18 protein-coding genes are annotated in these 18,055 nt (G+C 59.2%); 13 read left to right on the top strand and 5 right to left on the bottom strand.

Features of this window, described 5'->3' with window-relative positions:
• Nucleotides 1-154: 154 nt before the first annotated feature.
• From A6U86_RS16490 to A6U86_RS16475, 4 genes are read left to right on the top strand one after another with little or no spacing between them, the layout of a single operon-like run.
• Nucleotides 155-1,183, top strand: a complete 1,029-nt coding sequence (locus tag A6U86_RS16490; protein WP_068393211.1) for a sulfate ABC transporter substrate-binding protein — start codon at nt 155-157, stop codon at nt 1,181-1,183.
• Nucleotides 1,184-1,189: 6 nt separating this feature from the next.
• The gene (gene cysT / locus A6U86_RS16485; protein ID WP_068393209.1) at nt 1,190-2,047 is read left to right on the top strand and encodes a sulfate ABC transporter permease subunit CysT; all 858 of its coding nucleotides are present in this window, start codon (nt 1,190-1,192) and stop codon (nt 2,045-2,047) included.
• Entirely contained in the window at nt 2,037-2,909 is an 873-nt protein-coding gene (cysW, locus tag A6U86_RS16480) for a sulfate ABC transporter permease subunit CysW (protein WP_068393206.1), read from the top strand. The genes cysT and cysW overlap by 11 nt, the downstream gene beginning before the upstream one ends.
• A gap of 11 nt (nt 2,910-2,920) precedes the next feature.
• Nucleotides 2,921-3,967 carry a sulfate/molybdate ABC transporter ATP-binding protein gene (locus A6U86_RS16475; protein WP_068393203.1) on the top strand — a complete coding sequence of 349 codons (1,047 nt, stop codon included), beginning with the start codon at nt 2,921-2,923 and terminating at the stop codon, nt 3,965-3,967.
• A gap of 35 nt (nt 3,968-4,002) precedes the next feature.
• Here the strand turns inward: A6U86_RS16475 and A6U86_RS16470 are convergent, their stop codons facing one another.
• A complete protein-coding gene (locus A6U86_RS16470; RefSeq protein WP_068393200.1) occupies nt 4,003-4,800 on the bottom strand; it encodes an NAD(P)-dependent oxidoreductase in 798 nt (265 codons plus the stop codon).
• 239 nt (nt 4,801-5,039) lie between these two features.
• Between A6U86_RS16470 and A6U86_RS16465 the strand changes: the two genes are divergently transcribed.
• Both A6U86_RS16465 and A6U86_RS16460 read left to right on the top strand, forming a co-directional pair.
• Nucleotides 5,040-6,221, top strand: a complete 1,182-nt coding sequence (locus tag A6U86_RS16465) for an MFS transporter (protein ID WP_068393197.1) — start codon at nt 5,040-5,042, stop codon at nt 6,219-6,221.
• 539 nt (nt 6,222-6,760) lie between these two features.
• Nucleotides 6,761-7,516, top strand: coding sequence for an SDR family oxidoreductase (locus tag A6U86_RS16460; protein ID WP_068393194.1), 756 nt, complete (start codon nt 6,761-6,763; stop codon nt 7,514-7,516).
• Nucleotides 7,517-7,611: 95 nt separating this feature from the next.
• Here A6U86_RS16460 and A6U86_RS16455 read toward each other — a convergent pair whose 3' ends face one another.
• Entirely contained in the window at nt 7,612-8,451 is an 840-nt protein-coding gene (locus tag A6U86_RS16455) for an endonuclease/exonuclease/phosphatase family protein (protein ID WP_068394030.1), read from the bottom strand.
• 123 nt (nt 8,452-8,574) lie between these two features.
• Nucleotides 8,575-10,038 carry a phosphatidylserine/phosphatidylglycerophosphate/cardiolipin synthase family protein gene (locus A6U86_RS16450; RefSeq protein WP_068393191.1) on the bottom strand — a complete coding sequence of 488 codons (1,464 nt, stop codon included), beginning with the start codon at nt 10,036-10,038 and terminating at the stop codon, nt 8,575-8,577.
• 348 nt (nt 10,039-10,386) lie between these two features.
• On the opposite strand from A6U86_RS16450, the gene A6U86_RS16445 reads away from it, so the two are divergent.
• From A6U86_RS16445 to A6U86_RS16425, 5 genes are all read left to right on the top strand, one after another.
• Nucleotides 10,387-10,659, top strand: coding sequence for a DUF2934 domain-containing protein (locus tag A6U86_RS16445; protein ID WP_068394029.1), 273 nt, complete (start codon nt 10,387-10,389; stop codon nt 10,657-10,659).
• A 508-nt stretch (nt 10,660-11,167) separates the two neighbouring features.
• Nucleotides 11,168-11,482: a plasmid stabilization protein gene (locus A6U86_RS16440; protein ID WP_068393188.1), complete on the top strand. Its 315-nt coding sequence runs from the start codon at nt 11,168-11,170 to the stop codon at nt 11,480-11,482.
• Nucleotides 11,483-11,711: 229 nt separating this feature from the next.
• Nucleotides 11,712-12,107, top strand: a complete 396-nt coding sequence (locus A6U86_RS16435) for a GFA family protein (RefSeq protein ID WP_068394026.1) — start codon at nt 11,712-11,714, stop codon at nt 12,105-12,107.
• A gap of 28 nt (nt 12,108-12,135) precedes the next feature.
• A complete protein-coding gene (locus A6U86_RS16430) occupies nt 12,136-12,873 on the top strand; it encodes a glutathione S-transferase (RefSeq protein ID WP_068394025.1) in 738 nt (245 codons plus the stop codon).
• Nucleotides 12,870-13,448 (top strand): isoprenylcysteine carboxylmethyltransferase family protein, encoded by a 579-nt coding sequence (locus A6U86_RS16425; protein ID WP_068393185.1) that lies wholly within the window; start codon nt 12,870-12,872, stop codon nt 13,446-13,448. The genes A6U86_RS16430 and A6U86_RS16425 overlap by 4 nt, the downstream gene beginning before the upstream one ends.
• Nucleotides 13,449-13,450: 2 nt before the next feature.
• Here the strand turns inward: A6U86_RS16425 and ligD are convergent, their stop codons facing one another.
• Nucleotides 13,451-14,338, bottom strand: coding sequence for a non-homologous end-joining DNA ligase (ligD, locus tag A6U86_RS16420; RefSeq protein ID WP_068394022.1), 888 nt, complete (start codon nt 14,336-14,338; stop codon nt 13,451-13,453).
• A gap of 90 nt (nt 14,339-14,428) precedes the next feature.
• Nucleotides 14,429-15,223, bottom strand: coding sequence for an SDR family NAD(P)-dependent oxidoreductase (locus A6U86_RS16415; RefSeq protein WP_068393182.1), 795 nt, complete (start codon nt 15,221-15,223; stop codon nt 14,429-14,431).
• A 269-nt stretch (nt 15,224-15,492) separates the two neighbouring features.
• Between A6U86_RS16415 and A6U86_RS16410 the strand changes: the two genes are divergently transcribed.
• Both A6U86_RS16410 and A6U86_RS16405 read left to right on the top strand, forming a co-directional pair.
• Complete coding sequence (locus A6U86_RS16410; RefSeq protein WP_068393178.1) at nt 15,493-15,888, top strand: RidA family protein; 396 nt, start codon at nt 15,493-15,495, stop codon at nt 15,886-15,888.
• Nucleotides 15,889-16,344: 456 nt separating this feature from the next.
• Entirely contained in the window at nt 16,345-18,039 is a 1,695-nt protein-coding gene (locus tag A6U86_RS16405; RefSeq protein ID WP_068393175.1) for an ABC transporter substrate-binding protein, read from the top strand.
• Nucleotides 18,040-18,055: the final 16 nt, after the last annotated feature.

Here is an 18,055-nt window from a genome sequence, read left to right as displayed (position 1 = left end):
TGATTGTGAGCTTTCGCGGCCAAGCGGGAATGTGATTTCACTTTTCTGGATTCTATGGGATGCTGTTCTCCGGAGTTCCTTAAAACGGGAACGGTCTTCGTTACTTTATACGACCAAGTTGATAGGGTTTAGGAACTAACGAAGGGGGTTTTCCATGCAGACGATAAGGCTTTCCCGGCTTCTCGCCACCGCAGTTCTGATCGGCAGTTTTTCCGTTGCGGCAGTTGCGCCGACATGGGCGGCCGACAAGACGCTTCTGAATGTTTCCTACGATCCGACGCGTGAGTTGTACAAGGATTTCAACACCGTATTCGCGGCGAAGTGGAAGAAGGATACTGGCGAGACCATCAATATTAAGGCATCGCATGGTGGCTCCGGCGCGCAGGCACGCTCGGTTATCGATGGTCTCGATGCCGATGTCGTCACCCTGGCCTTGGAAGGCGATATCGATGCGATCGCCAAGGCGACGCACAAGATCCCGGCCGACTGGAAAACCAAATTCCCGAACAATTCCGTTCCCTATACCTCGACCATCGTCTTCCTGGTGCGCAAGGGTAATCCGAAGGGCATCAAGGACTGGTCTGACCTGGTCAAGGACGGCGTAGAAGTCATCACCCCGAACCCGAAGACATCGGGCGGCGCGCGCTGGAACATTCTGGCGGCCTGGGCCTGGGCCAAGCAGGCGAATGGCGGCGACGATGCGAAGGCGCAGGATTATCTCACGCAGCTTCTGAAGCACGTCCCGGTTCTTGATACCGGTGCGCGCGGCGCAACGACGACCTTCGTACAGCGCGGCCTCGGCGATGTTCTGCTTGCCTGGGAAAACGAAGCCTATCTGTCGCTTGACGAACTCGGCCCGGATAAATTCGAGGTCGTGACCCCGTCCTTCTCGATTCGTGCCGATCCGCCGGTCGCTATCGTCGATGGCAATGTCGACACCAAGGGAACGCGCAAGATCGCGGAAGCCTATCTGAACTATCTGTACTCTGACGAAGGTCAGAAGATCGCCGCCAAGCATTATTACCGGCCGATCAAGCCGGCGGCAGCCGATCCCAAGGATATCGCCCGCTTCCCGAACCTGAAGCTCGCAACGATTGACGATTTCGGCGGATGGGCTAAAGCTCAACCGAAGTTCTTCGATGATGGTGGCGTCTTCGATCAGGTCTACAAGCCGGGAAAATAACTCTGAATGCAGTCCATAACCCGCAAACGGTGGCGGTTTCGGCAGCCGAGTGTCATTCCGGGCTTCGGATTGGCGCTCGGCGTTACCTTGGCTTGGCTCATCTTCATCGTCCTCATTCCGCTGTCTGGGCTTCTATGGAAGAGCAGCTCTCTCGGCTGGGATAAATTCTGGGCCTTGGCTCTTGATCTGCGTACGCTTTACGCGCTGCGCATGAGTTTTGGCGGCGCCTTCATCGCGGCACTCGTCAATGCCGTCCTCGGCCTTATCATGGCCTGGGTGCTGGTGCGCTACCGCTTTCCCGGCAAGCGCATCATCGACGCCATGGTCGATCTGCCGTTCGCATTGCCGACGGCGGTGGCCGGCATCGCGCTGACGACGCTCTATTCGCCGAACGGATGGATCGGGCAGTTTCTGGCGCCGCTCGGCATCAAGATCGCCTTCACGCCGGTCGGCATCGTCATCGCACTGATTTTCGTCGGTCTGCCTTTCGTGGTGCGCACGGCGCAGCCGGTCATGGAGGAGATCGACCGTGAAGTCGAAGAGGCGGCCGCAACCCTGGGGGCGACCCGGTTCCAGACGATCACGCGAGTGTTGTTGCCGGGGTTGGCGCCAGCTGCGCTCACCGGTTTCGCACTGGCCTTTGCGCGTGCTGCCGGCGAATACGGCTCGGTGATCTTCATCGCCGGCAACAAGCCTTATGTCTCGGAAATCGCACCCTTGCTCATCGTCATCCGCCTCGAGGAATATAACTACGCGGCGGCAACGGCGATCGCCACGGTGATGCTGTTCATTTCCTTCACCATGCTTTTGATCATCAATCTCATCCAGTCCTGGAGCAGAAGGAGGTACGGCTATGGCACATGATCTATCAGCCGCCTCCGCTGTGGAGCATCCGGTCATCACCGAAAGCCGTGCGGCACGCATCGTTTTCGTGCTGATTTCCCTTACCTTTCTGACGCTGATGGTGCTGCTGCCCTTGGCTGCCGTCTTCGTCGAAGCCTTCCGCAAAGGTATCGAGGCCTTCTTCGATGCGCTGGTCGACGAGGAGACCTTCGCCGCCATCCGGCTGACGTTGATCGTGGCCGGCATCAGCGTGCCGCTGAACCTTGTCTGCGGCGTCGCCGCAGCCTGGGCGATCGCCAAGTTCGAGTTCAAGGGAAAGGCGTTCCTGACGACCCTGATCGACCTGCCGTTCTCCGTATCGCCTGTTATATCCGGTCTGGTGTTCGTGTTGCTGTTCAGCTCCAGCAGCACGCTCGGACCCTGGCTGCAGAGCCACGGCATACAGGTCCTGTTTGCGGTTCCGGCACTCGTCCTGGCGACGATGTTCGTCACCTTCCCCTTCGTAGCCCGTGAATTGATCCCGCTGATGCAGGAACAAGGGAATGCGGACGAGGAGGCGGCGCTCTCGCTCGGGGCTAATGGCTGGCAGACCTTCTGGTATGTCACGCTGCCGAACATCAAATGGGGTTTGCTTTACGGCGTATTGCTCTGCAACGCCCGCGCCATGGGCGAGTTCGGCGCGGTTTCGGTCGTCTCCGGTCATATCCGCGGCGAAACGAATACGATGCCGCTGCAGGTCGAGATCCTTTATAACGACTATAATTTCTCGGGGGCTTTTGCCGTTGCCACATTGCTGGCCCTGCTTGCCCTTGTCACACTTATACTGAAGACGTTGCTGGAAATGCGCTATAGCGAAGAGATCGCAGCCAGCCGGCGTCACTGAAGGAATTTTTGATGGAAGTTCGCGTTCAAAACCTGCGCAAGGAATTCGGTCGCTTTCCCGCATTGCATGACGTCTCCCTGGATATTCGTTCAAGCGAGCTGATCGCGCTTCTTGGCCCTTCAGGCTCCGGCAAGACGACGCTTCTGCGTCTGATCGCCGGACTGGAAACGCCGACGGAAGGCCAGATCTTCTTCGGTGAGGAGGATGCTTCGCGAAAGACCGTGCAGCAGCGCAATATCGGTTTCGTGTTCCAGCACTACGCCCTGTTTCGGCATATGACCGTGCTGGAAAATATCTCCTTCGGTCTCAAGGTCCGCTCCGCATCGCGTCGTCCGCCGCGCGCGGAAATTCATCGGCGCGCCACGGAACTGCTGGAGCTGGTGCAGCTAAACGGACTGGAGAAGCGTTATCCGGCGCAGCTTTCAGGCGGCCAGCGGCAGCGCGTGGCGCTGGCCCGTGCCATGGCGGTCGAGCCGAATGTGCTGCTTCTGGATGAGCCTTTCGGTGCGCTTGACGCGCAGGTGCGCAAGGATCTGCGCAAGTGGCTGCGGGAAATTCACGATCGCACCGGTCATACGACGGTTTTCGTGACGCATGACCAGGAAGAGGCGCTGGAACTAGCCGACAGGGTCGTGGTTCTGAACAAGGGCGCGATCGAACAGGTCGGCACCCCGGACGAGATCTACGATACGCCGAATTCCCCCTTCGTGTATGGCTTCATCGGCCAGTCCAATCGCGTCAAGGTGCGCATCGCGAGCGGGGAAATATGGTTCGAGGACCGGCCGCTTGGATTGAGCACGCCGCATGAGCCGGATGGCGAGGCCTATCTCTATTTCCGGCCGCACGATATTGAGCTGCATGAAGGCGATGGCGGTGCGATTGCTGGCCTGCTCTTTTCAAGCCGGCGTGTTGCCGGCACGCGGCATCTCGAAATCAATATTGGCGAAAACCACGACCATATCGAAATCGAGCTGCCGCCGAACAAGGCCGATGCGCTTGACCGTAACCGCATCGCTTTCCGGCCGACCAAGTGGAAGCTGTTCCGCAACGGTGGCTGACGGCCTGCCGTTCGCCACAGATTGGTCGGCTTCGGTCAATCCTCGGGATGAGCAGCTGAGACAAAACCACCGCCCTGATAGATGACGGCCGGATCGTTGGGGTCTTCCTGCGGTGTTCTTGCGAGAACTTCGGCGCGCCATGGGGCCGAACTGTCGCGCGGACGCCAGCCCAGAAAGGCCGCTTGGCTATTGTCCCACCATTGCTCGTCATTGTCAGATGCACCGTAGACGATCGTATGTCCGAGCCGGGGCGCGTCGAAGGCGCAGCCGCAGAGTGACAGAAAATCCCTTGCGCTGAACCAGGTGGCCAGCATGCGCGGATTGCGGGGCTCGGGAAAGCAGGAGCCGATGCGTACGGTCAGGGTTTCCTGACCGAACTTGTCGAAGTAGAGGCTCGCGACCGCTTCGCCGAATACCTTGGAGACACCGTAGAGAGAATCCGGCCGGGTCGGCACCTTGTTGTCGATCCGCTCGTCGCGGCGATAAAAGCCGATCGCGTGGTTCGAGCTTGCAAAGACGATGCGCGGCTTGCCTGCTGCCCGGGCTGCTTCATAGAGATTGTACAGGCCGAGAATATTGCCTTGCATGATCAGGTCGAAGGGCTTTTCCACCGAAATACCGCCGAGATGGATGATGCCGTCGACGCCGGAAACCAGCGCATCGACACCGCTGCGATCGGCGAGATCGCAGGCAACGAAGCGCTCGTTGGGCCGCAGATCATGTATCGGCGTGAGATCGGAGAGAACGACGCTCTCGGCGATTTGAGACAGAAGCGGACGCAGCGCCTGGCCGACGCCGCCGGCAGCGCCTGTGAGCAGCAGAGTTTTCAGCATGGTTGTCTCCCGGATCAGTCTGGTCGATGGCCAGGTTATAATATGGCCTTTCCTCTAGCCATAGCGGAGGCGGCCAGCAAGCCGCGTTTGAAGGAGTTCTGGAGCTGAGCGACAAGAAAATGATCCCGCATTCGTTCCCGCACAATCATTCCCTGGTGCTTGCTTTCCGCTCTCGCGTACTTGATGTACTTTTGGTTGAGATATAAAGAAACTCTTATGTCCTTATATGGGAGCCGCCCTTGTCCTTGCCCCTCTTCGCTTTGTTTCTGGCAGCGTTTGCGTTCGGCACAACCGAATTCGTCATCGCGGGCATTCTTCCGGACGTGGCGCAGGGGCTAGGCGTCTCCATTCCTTTCGCCGGCTATCTGGTGTCCGGCTATGCGCTGGGTATTGCCGTCGGCGGACCATTCCTGACCATGGCGACACGACATGTATCGCGTCGCACGATTCTGATAGCCCTTACGATCGCCTTTTGCTTTGGGCAAATCGCCTGCGCGCTCGCGCCCAGTTTCGTCGCCATGCTCGCTTTCCGGGTTGCGACCGCCATCGCCCATGGCGCCTATTTCGGTATTGCGATGGTGGTGGCGGTCGGCCTCGTCCCGCCTGCGTTTCGAGGCCGCGCGGTGTCCGTGATCCTCGCGGGTTTGACGGTCTCCAACATTATCGGCGTGCCCGCTGGCGCGGCGATTGGCGGGCTTTGGGGGTGGCGGACGACATTCTGGGCGATGACCTTGGTCGGCGTCCTCGCATTGATCGCAATATGGGCTCTGATCCCGCAGACGAAAGCCGAGCCCCAGCAAGCCGGCCATCTGGGGCGCGAAGTCCGTGTACTTGGCCGTCAACAGGTTTGGACCTCGCTCATCATCATGCTCGCGCTGATGATCGGGCAGATGGTGCCGTTCACCTATATAACGCCTCTCCTGCGGGAGGTGACGGGCCTTGATGGCATGATTATTCCCTGGGTGCTCCTCCTGAATGGCGTCGGAGCAACGCTGGGTGTTTTCATCGGGGGACGACTGTCCGATTGGAAGTTGATGCCCGCGCTTATTGTCATGCTCGGCATTCAGGCCGCGATACTTGTCATTCTCTACCTGGTCAGCCCCTATCCCTTGCTGATGACCGCAACGATCTTCGTCTGGGGCGCCCTGAATTTTGCCATTGGCGCCCCGGTTCAGGCCCGCATCTTGATGTGGACCGCCGATGCACCAGCTCTTGCTTCCTCGCTCATCCCATCGGGGTTCAACATCGGCATTGCCATCGCGGCGGTCATAGGGGCCGGTTTGCTTGAGGGTGGCTATGGTTATCGCAGTTTGCCGGTGCTGGGTGCCGTAGCGCTTGCTTTGGCCTGCCTGGTCGCCATCTTCTCCGCGGCACACGAAAAGCGCAGCGGTGCTGCTCTTCCCCAAGCGGCGTTCACGTGATCTTGCCCGCGACGGCTTCAGCTTGACAACAAGCTGCCTGTCGCGCTAGACGCGAAACTGCAGTTGCTCCTGTAGCACTGTCGTAGGCGTTACCGTCATCCAACGCGTCCTTTGTCGAGAAGGTCCCAGCAGGGAGGTCTCGATGCAAGAGGCGTTCATGGTATGACATTGTTTTTCCCGATCCCATTCGCAAGCCGTTTGACGGCCCCCACAATGCTACCCGCAAAGGGTGCACTGCGGAGTAAATTCGCCCGATCTGAACGGGGTGGCTATGCGGTTGGCAGCATCCTCCTCGGCACGACCATGCCGAAGGGAGAGCCTGCGAACCCGCGGTTCGAGAAAACACGTTCCCCATTGGCGCCAGCGCAATCTGGTCTGCTGTCCATTGCTCCCTTCGGTTCAGCCGCAGGGAGCAATGAAAAGGCAGCGGCACAGCTATGCGCTCTCGACGGCCGTGGATGTTCGACCCTTCCGAAAGAGGTCAGAGCCACGGGCGAACCATCGGCTGACGGCCGACATTGAACAATGGAGCAAAAACTATGCAGATGACTGGCAATACGATCCTCATTACCGGCGGCACCAGCGGCATTGGCCGTGCACTCGCCGAAGCCTTCCACGGCCGCGGTAATCGCGTGATCATCACGGGGCGGCGGCGGGCCTTGCTTGAGGAGATCGCCGCGGAGCGCCCGGGCCTGGTTGGCCTACCGCTTGACCTCGATGACCCCGATTCCCTACCTCGCCTTGCAAGCGATGTTCGGCTGCTTTTCCCCGAGCTGAATATGCTGATTGCGAATGCCGGAATCTCGCGGTCGGAGGATATGACTGCGGAGGGCTGGGATGTTTCCGCCGCTCAATCGGTCGTCGATACCAATATCATGGGCGTGCTGCGGGTGACGGCGGCGCTCCTGCCGCTGTTGAAGGGCCGGCAAGGTGCGACCATCATGGCGACCAGTTCAAACCTCGCCTTTATTCCGCGCGCCGATTTCCCGACCTATTGCGCCAGCAAGGCCTTCCTACATTCCTGGCTGCAGTCGTTGCGGCATCAGCTTCGCAAGATTCCGGTCGAGGTGCTGGAGCTTTCGCCACCCTATGTGCAGACCGAACTGACCGGCGATCATCAGGCGTCCGATCCGCGCGCCATGCCGGTTGCCGCTTATGTAGCGGAGGTCATGCAACTGCTGGAGGCGGGCAACCATCCAGGGGGAGAGGTGCTGGTCGAGCGCGATCGTGCACGGCGGTCGGCCGAGCGGGAAGGCCGCTACGAGGAGGTTTACGCCGCGATCAACCCGGTTTGAAAGCCGGGGCGGGCCTGACGGAAGCAGACGGATCATTCACGGCCTTCCTTCGGAGGCCGTGAATGACATGCCGAATTAAACGACAGGCTCTGCGCTCAAGCGGTGTGCGAATGCATCTTGGCTCCGCCGTCGAGCGTTTCGAGGCTGACCATGGCCTTGATGGGCAAATGATCGGAGGCCACGCGGGCGAGCGGCGAGTCGTGTACCTCGACTGCCGAGATCATGCCACGCCGGTTTGCCATGATGCGATCCAGCGCCAGGAGCGGCAGTGTCGAGGGAAAGCTTGGGACGGCCGGAGGAAGGGGGCCGAAGGCTGCCTGGAAGGTATTGAGCGAGGAACGGTCGCCCAGCCGCCATTCGTTGAGGTCGCCGAGCAGGATGGTAGGCGTATCGCCGCCATCATTCATCAGTTCGACGATCAGCCGCGTTTGCTGGGCGCGCGAACGGTGCAGCAGGCCGAGATGGGCTGCGATGATCCGGATGCTGCCGCCATGCGCCAGTTCTATCTCGGCAATCAGCGCGCCACGCGGCTCCAGTCCGGGCAGTTTTATCTGATGCACATCGCGCACAGTGCCTTGTTTGAACAGGACGACATTGCCGTGCCAGCCATGCGCCTTGCTGGTTCCCGCGATCGGCACGGGAATGAGCCCGGTGTCGCGTTCGAGCCTGCGCAGATCGAGCAGGCCGGTACGTTCGCCAAAGCGCGTATCGGCCTCCTGCAGGCCGATGACATCGGCATCAATCTCATGAATGACGCGGCTGATCCGATCCGGATCGAAGCGACGATCGGCGCCGACGCATTTATGGACATTGTAGGAAGCGATCAGCGTGCCGGCCGCTTGGGCGGCCTTGGCGGCCTGCTTCGGGCGCGCCTGGTTTCTGTTCTTCAGGCTTTCCAGGATGCTCGCACGGAGACTTTCCTTCTTCTTCCGCATCTGTCCGCCGATCGTTTCCTTGACCAAACCATGCCGGGCACTCCCCTGGGAATATAGGAAGCGATGACGGGCCTTGTCATGTAAAAAGGCCGCGACCGCCGCAGAATGTCGATGTGAACTCATTCAGAGATAGGGTGAGCCGAGCCAGAAGACCTTCTCGATCAACCTGACGATGAAGGGCCGGGCGCGCAGTTTTTCGAGATCGACCGGATGTGCCGTCTCAAGGATTGTCGCGATATGAGCGTCGATCGTGCCGGCGAAGCCGCGGTCGATCACTTCCAGATCCACCTCGAAATTCAGCCGCAGGGAGCGAGGATCCAGGTTGGAAGAGCCGACATAGGCCCAGATGCCGTCCACAGCCAGAAGCTTGGAATGGTTGAACGGTCCCTCCGCACGCCAGATGCGGCAGTAATTCTTCAGCATCTGGTCGAATTGCGCGGTCATGGCGCGATCGACCAGTACGAGATTGTTGGCCGTCGGGACGACAATGTCGACCTCAACGCCGCGTCTGGCCGCCGTGACCAGGGCGCTGATCAGTTCCCGATCGGGCAGGAAATAGGGTGACATGATGCGGATCGACCTGTGTGCGACCGACAACGCGCCGATGAGCATCTTGTGGTTGGTCTCGACGCTGCGGTCGGGACCGGAGGTCACGACCCGCATGAAGACGGGTGCACCTGGCTCGTTGGAGGGCGCTGAAATCCGCCATTCGTCTCCATCAAGCACTTCACCGGTCGTGAAGCGCCAATCCTCGGCGGCCGTATTGAAGAGATCGGCAACCGCAGGCCCCGTGACGCAGAAATGCATGTCGCGGGCGCAATGATCCCCGGCGAACTCACGCGTGAAACCCTCGCGAATGTTCATGCCGCCGGTAAAGGCGATCCGCCCGTCGATGCTCAGGATCTTGCGGTGGGTGCGCAGATTGGCATAGGGCAACCGAAGACCGATGATAACGTTGCCGTTGAACACATCGGCGTCGACCCCGCCATGGCTGAGATAGCCCATGATGGTCGGCACGGAGTAGCGGGCGCCGACGGAATCGATCAGCACGCGAACACTGACACCGCGCTTGACGGCGGCGATGAGTGCGTCGGCAATACGCAGGCCGATCGGGTCGCGGTCGAATATATAGGTCTCCATCAGAATGCTGCGCTCGGCGCCATCGATGGCCGCCTTCATTGCAGCATAGGCCGCATCGCCGCTCGCCAGCATCTCGATGGTATTGCCGGTGCTCATGGTGTAGCGGGCCACGCGGTCGCCGAGCGTCTTCATCGAGCCGAAATGGTCGCCGAAAAGCTGCCGCACCCGGTGGTCGTCTGCATCGAAACTGGCAAGTTCCCCCGATGCGTCCTTGCGAAAGAACGCATCACGGTGCGAACTGAGGGAGGCCCGGCGCATACGGTTGATGCCCGCGACGGCATAGAGCAGGGCACCGATTATGGGCGACAGGATGATGACGCCGACCCAGCCGATCGCCGCTCGCACATCCTCCTTCGTCATGGCGGCATGAATTGCCGCCGCCGCTCCCATGGCAATGGACAGGACGGCAAGAATTTGGCCCCAATGGGCAACCAGAAGGTCGATCATGATGCGAATATATCCCGGCCCGCGAAAGCTGCAATCGGCGGCCTTACAATCCGCTTTATATGGCTGATAGCGGTGCGAAAAGCCGCCTTATTAGATATTTTTAATTGAACAGCCCTGTCGCAGTCTTCATATTGAGGGTGCTTAGGCTGCTTCGCTACCGTCCCCCACGGTATTCGTGTTTCTTGTGCGAAGCGCCACTGCGGTTCGGGAGTCGAGACTAGAGGAATCGTTCCATGGGCATTTTCGCCGCCATGGAGTCTTGGCTGCTCGGGGGAGGCACGAAGCCCGCATTTCAAGAACGGGCATTGTTCATCAACCATGTTCAATAATGCGAACGGAGAACAGCAGATGTTGGAATCTCGGGACGAATGGATCAAGAAACGCGCATATGCCATCTGGGAAGAAGAAGGCTATCCCGCTGGCCGTGACGGCATACATTGGGAACAGGCAAGCAGCGAACGCATCGCGCTTGAGAAAAGCGCTGGCAAGGAAGCGAAGCTCGGCGCCAAATCTAAGGCAAAGCGCAAGCCGACGGTCGCCGTCGCGGCAGTTGTCGATGAGCCCGTGGGCAAGCCTGCCGTGAAACGGACGTCCAAGAAGGCGGTCAAAGCCAAAGTCTGATGCGGGTCCTGCCCTTTGGATGTGGCGGAAGCGGGAGCGGCTCGACAACAACCAACGAGCCGCTCCTTTTTGGGTTGGAACCGACAGAATATCCGCAACAATTTCTGTAACTTGGGCCTCAGGCACAAAATAGTTGTCACACATCGGTGCTATCAGAGCGGGTAGGGAGCCCCGCCATGCGTCGTAGCCATGCTGATAATCTGGAAAATACTGTCTTGACGATCGTCGCAGCGCGCTGCCCTCAGGTTCCCGTTCATCGCGCGGAGGAAACGCGGTGACGTCCCTCCTCATTCTTGCGGCCCTCTATCTTCTGGCCGCCTTGATCCTCATCCTGATCATCGACCGTTCTGTGGGCGTATTCTTTCCTGCGTCCGCCAAACATCGGGCTACCCCACGGAGTGGTCGCCGGTCGTGGTTCGTGCCCGTCGATCGCAGCGCACCGAGCCGGATATCGGAACCTTTTCCCTGACCGTGGGTTGGTCTTTCATCCACAACAAGGAGAAAGACCATGCCCCGAGGAGACAAATCCGCTTATACGGACAAGCAGAAGCGCAAAGCCGAACACATCGAAGAAGGCTATGAAGACCGCGGAGTTTCCCATGAGGAAGCCGAGCGGCGCGCATGGGCGACGGTGAACAAGGAAAGCGGTGGCGGTAACAAGTCCGGTTCCGGCCGCGGTCACCCGGAAAATCATGATTCATCGGAGAAGGGCGGCAGGATCGGCGGTCGTGCTTCGGCAAACCGCCCGGCGGCAGAGCGTTCCGCATCGGCAAAGAAGGCCGCCGCGACTCGCAAGCGCCACGAGCATGATGCTCATCACTAGAGCACTTCCAGGAAAAGTGCGTAGCGGTTTTTCGTCCGGAATGCGTAAAGAACAAAAAGATGGAGCGTTTTCGCGATTCGAAGAAAAGCGGAAATGCTCTAGCCGCCGCGACTTTGTCGCGCAGGCTCCATGCCGCATATTGTCGGTTCAATCGGGGTCGTAGTATCACCGAGGCGTTGAGGCATGGCTTTCGGTCATGGCAACCGGCAAATAGTGCGGAGGCGGATTGATGAGAATGCTCACCGGACAATGCAGATGCCGGGCCGTCACCTATGAAGTTGCTGACGAATTTGTCTATGCCGTGAACTGTCATTGCTCGAATTGCCGGCGCACAACCGGGTCGGCATTCAAGCCCCTGGCGGGCATTGAGATTGAAAAAATCAGAATTGCCGACGGCCTGGAAAGCATCATGTCCTATGGGGACGATGCTTCGACATACATGCACTGTGGGAAGTGCGGCCCGCTATTGTATGCAATCGTCAAGAACGGAACCTACGCCCATGTCACCATGGGGACGCTAGTCGACACACCGAGCATACGTCCGACGCATCATGTTTTCGTCGGCTCAAAGGCCGAGTGGTTTGAAATCACCGATAATCTCCCACAGTATGAAGAGAGCGACTGATCGCCATATGCGCCAAGGAGTGACCGGAATGCCTTATGAACTTTACTACTGGGACGGTATTCAGGGACGCGGCGAATTCGTACGGCTGGCTCTGGAAGAGGCGGGTGCCGATTATGTCGATATTTGCCGTGGTCCTGCCAGCAAGGGGCAGGGCACAGGCGCCATGTTGGCCATCATGGACAGCAAGTCCGAACCCGCCGTTCCCTTCGCGCCGCCGTTTCTGAAGGATGGCGATCTGATCATCTCGCATGTGGCGAACATCCTGATGTATCTCGGGCCGACTCTTGGTCTTGCCCCCAGGGATGAAGCGCAGCGGCATGAGCTTAACGCGCTGCAATTGACTGTCACCGATCTCGTCGCCGAGGTCCACGACACGCACCACCCGATCGCCACTTCGAAATATTATGAGGACCAGAAGGAGGAGGCGAAGGCTCGGTCTGCCGAATTCATCGACAATCGTATCCCGAAATATCTCGGCTACTTCGAGCGTGTGCTGGAACAGAACCGGCATGGGCCTGCTCACATTTTTGGCGATGGTCTGACCTATGTCGACCTCTCGCTGTTTCAGATTTACGAGGGATTGCGCTATGCCTTTCCGAGCAGCACCGCGCATCTGGCCGACCACTATCCGCATTTCGCCGCTCTGCATGCTGCTGTCGCGAAACGGCCCAATATTGCTCACTATCTTCAATCGGATCGCCGCATTCCCTTGAACGAGGATGGCATTTTCCGGCACTATCCCGAGCTCGACAGGAGCGATGCATGACCGAAGCAAGGCTGCTGGGTTTATTTTTCCCCGTATGCTGGGGTATTTGGGCAGCCATCTGGTTCATCGCTTCGTTCGGCGTCAAAAAGGCGGCGCGGCACGAGGATCCATGGTCGCGATTGTCGAATACCGTCCCGATCTGGATCTGCGCCTTCCTGCTGGTCGTGCCGCCATCCTGGCTCGGGCCTTTGTCGTTCCGGCTTGTCCCGCAAAATCTGACTTTTTACGGCATCGGCGCCGTCATGACCGTCATTGGCCTCGGCTTTGCCATCTGGGCGCGCTATCATCTCGGTCGTAACTGGAGTGGCGTGATCACGGTCAAGCAGGACCATGCGTTGATCCGCACCGGTCCCTACGCTCTCGTCCGCCATCCGATCTATTCCGGCCTGATACTGGCGATCCTCGGTGCGGTGCTTGCGCGAGGCGATATCGCCGCGTTGCTTGCGTTTGCCTTCATGCTTTACGCGGTTCTGCGACGTGTGGGCATTGAGGAGCGTTGGATGAGCGAGACCTTTGATCCAGAATATGCCGACTACAAGGCCACTACGACGGCACTCATCCCATTCCTGGTCTAGCGTCAGGCTTTCAGCGGCGAAGCGGCCTTGAAAAAATCGGCCCAGGGATCGGCACTGGAATTGCCCAGCCGCGCTGCGGCGTTCTTGACCGTGAAGGAGGCCGGCCCGATCTTGTCGTTCAATTCTTCCCAGGCAATCGGCATCGAGACCGTCGCGCCCGGCCTTGCGCGCGTCGAATAGGGCGCGACCGCGGTGTTGCCGCGGCCGTTGCGCAGGTAATCGATGAAGATATGGCCGGTCCGCTTTGCTTTGCTGGCGACGGAGAGATACTCCTCCGGGCTGTCGGCGCTCATGGCGTGCGCCATCGCTTCGGCGACGTCGTTGATCTGCGGCCACTCCGCCTTGGGCTTGAGGGAGGCGACGACATGCAGACCCTTGCCACCTGAGGTCTTGACGAAGGAGGTAAGCCCCAGGGCTGTAAAGCGCTCCCTTATTTCCAACGCAGCCTTGATGACTTTGGCCCACCTGACATCTTCACCGGGATCTAGATCCATGATGATCATGTCGGGCTTTTCCCAATGATCGGTGGTCGTGCCCCAGGGGTGTATTTCGAGTGTCGCGGATTGGACGAGTGCTGCAAGCCCGTCGAAATCCTCGATCTTCAGGAACTTGGCGCTCTCCTCGTCGTCGGGATCGGCAATTTCGATGATATGCGGGTTGATGCCCTTCCAGGCATGTTTCTGGAAGAAGCGAGGGCCACCTATGCCATCAGGGCAACGCAGCAGTGCCAGGGGCCGATTGGCGACGAAGGGTGCCATGCGCGGCCAGGCCAGCGCATAATAATCAACGAGGTCCTGCTTGCTGACGCCGTCGTCGGGCCAGTAGACCCGCTCTGGATGCGTCAACTGAACGGAGGTTTCGATCCGGTTCTCAATGGGCGTCCTTGCCATTCGCATGCGCTCCATCTTGCTTCGACGCGAGATCTGCGCCGGGCGTAGATTAGCATTGCCCGGCGCGAAAAGTCGATCGTCCTACATGCCTTACGGCATGAGCTGGCCGCCATTGACCTCGATGATTTGCCCGGTGATGTAGCCGGACAAGGTCTGCGATGCCAAAAACAGATAGGCGCCGACACAATCTTCCGGAGTGCCGACGAAGCCCATGGGAATGGATTTGCGCTGCAATTCCATCTGCTCGTCATTGGTATAGCGCTCGTGGAACGGCGTCGCGATGACGCCCGGCGCTACCGCGTTGACGCGGATCTTGTCGTTGACGAATTCCTTGGCGTGACCATGGGTGATGGTCGAAACGAAGCCCTTGGCGGCAGCGTAGAGGATCGCGCCGTTGCCGCCGCCGTTACGGGCCGCAATCGACGTGGTGTTGATGATGAAGCCGCCCTGCTTCTTGAGATGGGGATGGGCTGCCCGGGTCGCGGCCAGCACCGAGCGGGCGTTCAAGTTCATCACGCGCTCGTAATGTTCGTCGGTCATGTCCGATGTCGGCAGCCGTCCCAACATGCCGCCGGCATTGTTCACCAAACCATCGAGGCCACCAAGCGCTTCGGCAGCCTTGTCGATGACCTTCTCGGTCTCGCCATCTTGCGAGACATCGCCCTGGATCAGGTGAACAGTACCGCCATCCGCCTTGATTTCGGCGGCCAGCTGCTCGGCCGGCTCACGGCTGGCATTAAAGTGAAGAGCTATCTTCATACCCTGCTTGGTGAAGGCGAGCGCAAGGGCTGCACCGATGCCTGTGGAAGCGCCGGTAATCAGCACACGCTTGCCGGCAAGATCGGGAATACGAATGGACGCGAGCGACTGCGCGAGTTCTGTCATGACGACTCCTCCTGAACCTCAATAATCATATGACGAATTCTCCCTGTCTTAACAGGTGCGGGCGCGGCAAGGCAATGCGACTGCGCCGGTAAATGGACACGATGATATGATCGCCGAACAATATTTCGAGCATTGTGCTGCGCCGAAAAACGATCTGGCGTGGCCGCGTCATGGCGGATATTGAAGAGCGCAGAGGAGTCGCGTGCCCGGTCCTGTGCGTTCGGGGTGTCGGCTGCGACTTTGGACAACAGAGAAAGACCGAGGATATCATGAGCAAGAACAAGCTGATCCGTTTCGATATTGCCGATAGCCAGGCCGGCGGCCAGCGCCGTCCTTTCGCGAAGGCCGTGCGCGCCGGCGATTTCGTCTACGTCTCGGGTCAGGTCCCGACTGTTAACGGCGAGGTTATCGTCGGCAATATCGTTGCGCAGACCGAGCAGGTCATCGCCAATATCAAGGATGTCCTTGCTCTTGCCGATTGCACCCTTGAGCATGTGGTGAAGGTCAATGTCTGGCTCGACGATGCCCGCGACTTCTCGAGCTTCAACGCCGTTTTCCAGAAGCATTTCATCGATCACCCGCCGGCGCGCTCCACCGTCCAGTCGCCGATGATGGTGGATGTGAAGATCGAGATGGATGTCATCGCCTACAAGCCGCTCGATTGAACTGACAATCCCTGATTATCAGAAGCTTCGTTGCCTGGTGTAAAAACCACTGCGACGGTACAGCTTTGTAACTAGCCGATTTCGAAGGCGCAGCAGCTGCGCCTTCGAAACGTGTACCCTTGATTGTTGATCCGTTAAATAGCTGCGCCGCCGATGGAGTTTCGGTCGTTCAAGCGCAGCGATCTCCCTAGTCTTCTTGCCAAAGCCGGTCGCTCGTTGCTCCGGTCGCAAATGCGCGCCCTGATATTGGCCTGCGGGTCCAGATTGGTAGGGCAGGGCAACGCGCAGTTTTTCCCGAATTCCCTATTGCCACAAATCGTTGTTCGGTCGGCCGCCGATGCGCCCCGACGCTCGTCCAATTGCCTGTTGATTTCAAATCAGCGGATTGACGAGCGCGCAAACTCACGATTAAATCAATTTGATTGACTACTCGAAATCAACGAGAGGGAACTGCAAATGGGAATGAAAAAAAGCAGATTGCGTAATTTCGTGTACCGGGCTCCATGGCTGGCAACGGCGGCATTGGGCGTCTCGCTGGCATTCGGTGCCGGTGTCGCCTCGGCTGCCGAATCCGTGCTCACGATGCACATCGAGGAGCAGACCAGCTGGGTCAGCAACTTCAATCCTTTCGATCTGGCCGGTCGCCGCCAGAGCACGATGGATTTCATCTACGAGCCGCTGGTCATCTTCAACGCCAATGACGGCGGCAAGCCGGTCTGGCGTCTGGCCACCAGCTACAAGTTCTCCGACGATCTGATGTCGATCACCTATGACCTGCGCCCCGGCGTGAAGTGGTCCGACGGACAGCCGCTGACCTCGGCCGACGTGAAATACACCATCGACCTGATGCTGAAGAACCCGGCGGTCGACACCGTTGGTGTCGGCCAGACCGTTGCCTCCGTCGAAGCGCCGTCGCCGACGCAGATCAAGATCAACCTCAAGGCCGTGAATTCGGAGTTCCCTGAATCGCTCGCCGACTTGGCTGTCGTGCCCGAGCATATCTGGAAGGACGTTGCCGATCCGGTGGCCTTCAAGAATGAAAAGCCCGTCGGCTCCGGTCCGATGACCGAAGTTCGCCGCTTCACGCCACAGGTCTACGAGCAGTGCCGCAATCCGAACTACTGGGATGCCGCATCGCTGCATGTCGATTGCCTGCGCCTGCCGCAGATTTCGGGCAACGACCAGATGCTGGCGCTGCTGCCGGAAGGTACTGTCGACTGGATCGGCTCTTTCCTGCCGCAGATCGACAAGACCTTTGTCGCACTTGACCCGCAGCACAATGGCTACTGGCAGCCGCCGGCTGAAACCGTCGCCTTCCAGATGAACTTCAAGTCCACGAACGCCGGCAATCTCGAGGCCTTCAAGGACTTGAATTTCCGTCACGCCTTCAGCCTGGCGATGGACCGCCAGTCGATGGTCGATATTGCCGGCTTCGGTTATCCGGTCGTCAACCTGCATGCCAGCGGCCTGCCGCCGCGTTTCGACAGCTGGCGCAACAAGGCCGCTGAAGGTGACAAGGATGCCTTCATGGGCTTCGATACCGACAAGGCGAACAAGATCCTCGACGACGCCGGCTACAAGAAGGGCGCCGACGGCTTCCGCACCACGCCAAGCGGCAAGCCGATCGCTTTCCCCGTCATCGTGCCGAACGGCTGGACCGACTGGATTGATGCCGTACAGATCGCCGTCGAAGGGCTGCGCGCTGCGGGCATCAACGCCTCTGTTGCCACGCCTGAATACGAACAGTGGCGCAAGCAGCTTCTCGATGGCAGCTTCGATGTCGTCATGAACTCGCGCGCCGACAGCGCCACCCCGTTCCAGGGCTATTATCAGAGCCTGTCGACGGACTATGCCGGCAAGCTCACCGTCTCCGCGCCGCGCTACTCCAACCCGAAGCTCGACGCGCTGTTCGATCAGTATCGCAAGTCGTCTTCCGATGCGGATCACAAGAAGATCTTCAACGATATTCAGGTTCTGATCGCGGATGATTTCCCGGTTGTGCCGGTCTTCAACGGTCCGACCTGGTACCAGTATTCCAGCAAGCGGTTCACCGGTTGGGTCACCGACAAGGATCCGGTGATGAACCCGGAAAACCACGACAATAATCGCATGCGCCTCATGCATCTCCTGCGTCTGAAGCCGGTCCAATAAGACCTCAGCAAGGGAA

It is taken from the genome of Rhizobium sp. AC27/96 (genome assembly GCF_001692325.1).
Classification (GTDB): domain Bacteria; phylum Pseudomonadota; class Alphaproteobacteria; order Rhizobiales; family Rhizobiaceae; genus Rhizobium.
The sequence above is the reverse complement of the archived record's forward strand: the minus strand, read 5'-3'. Positions and strand labels throughout refer to the sequence as shown.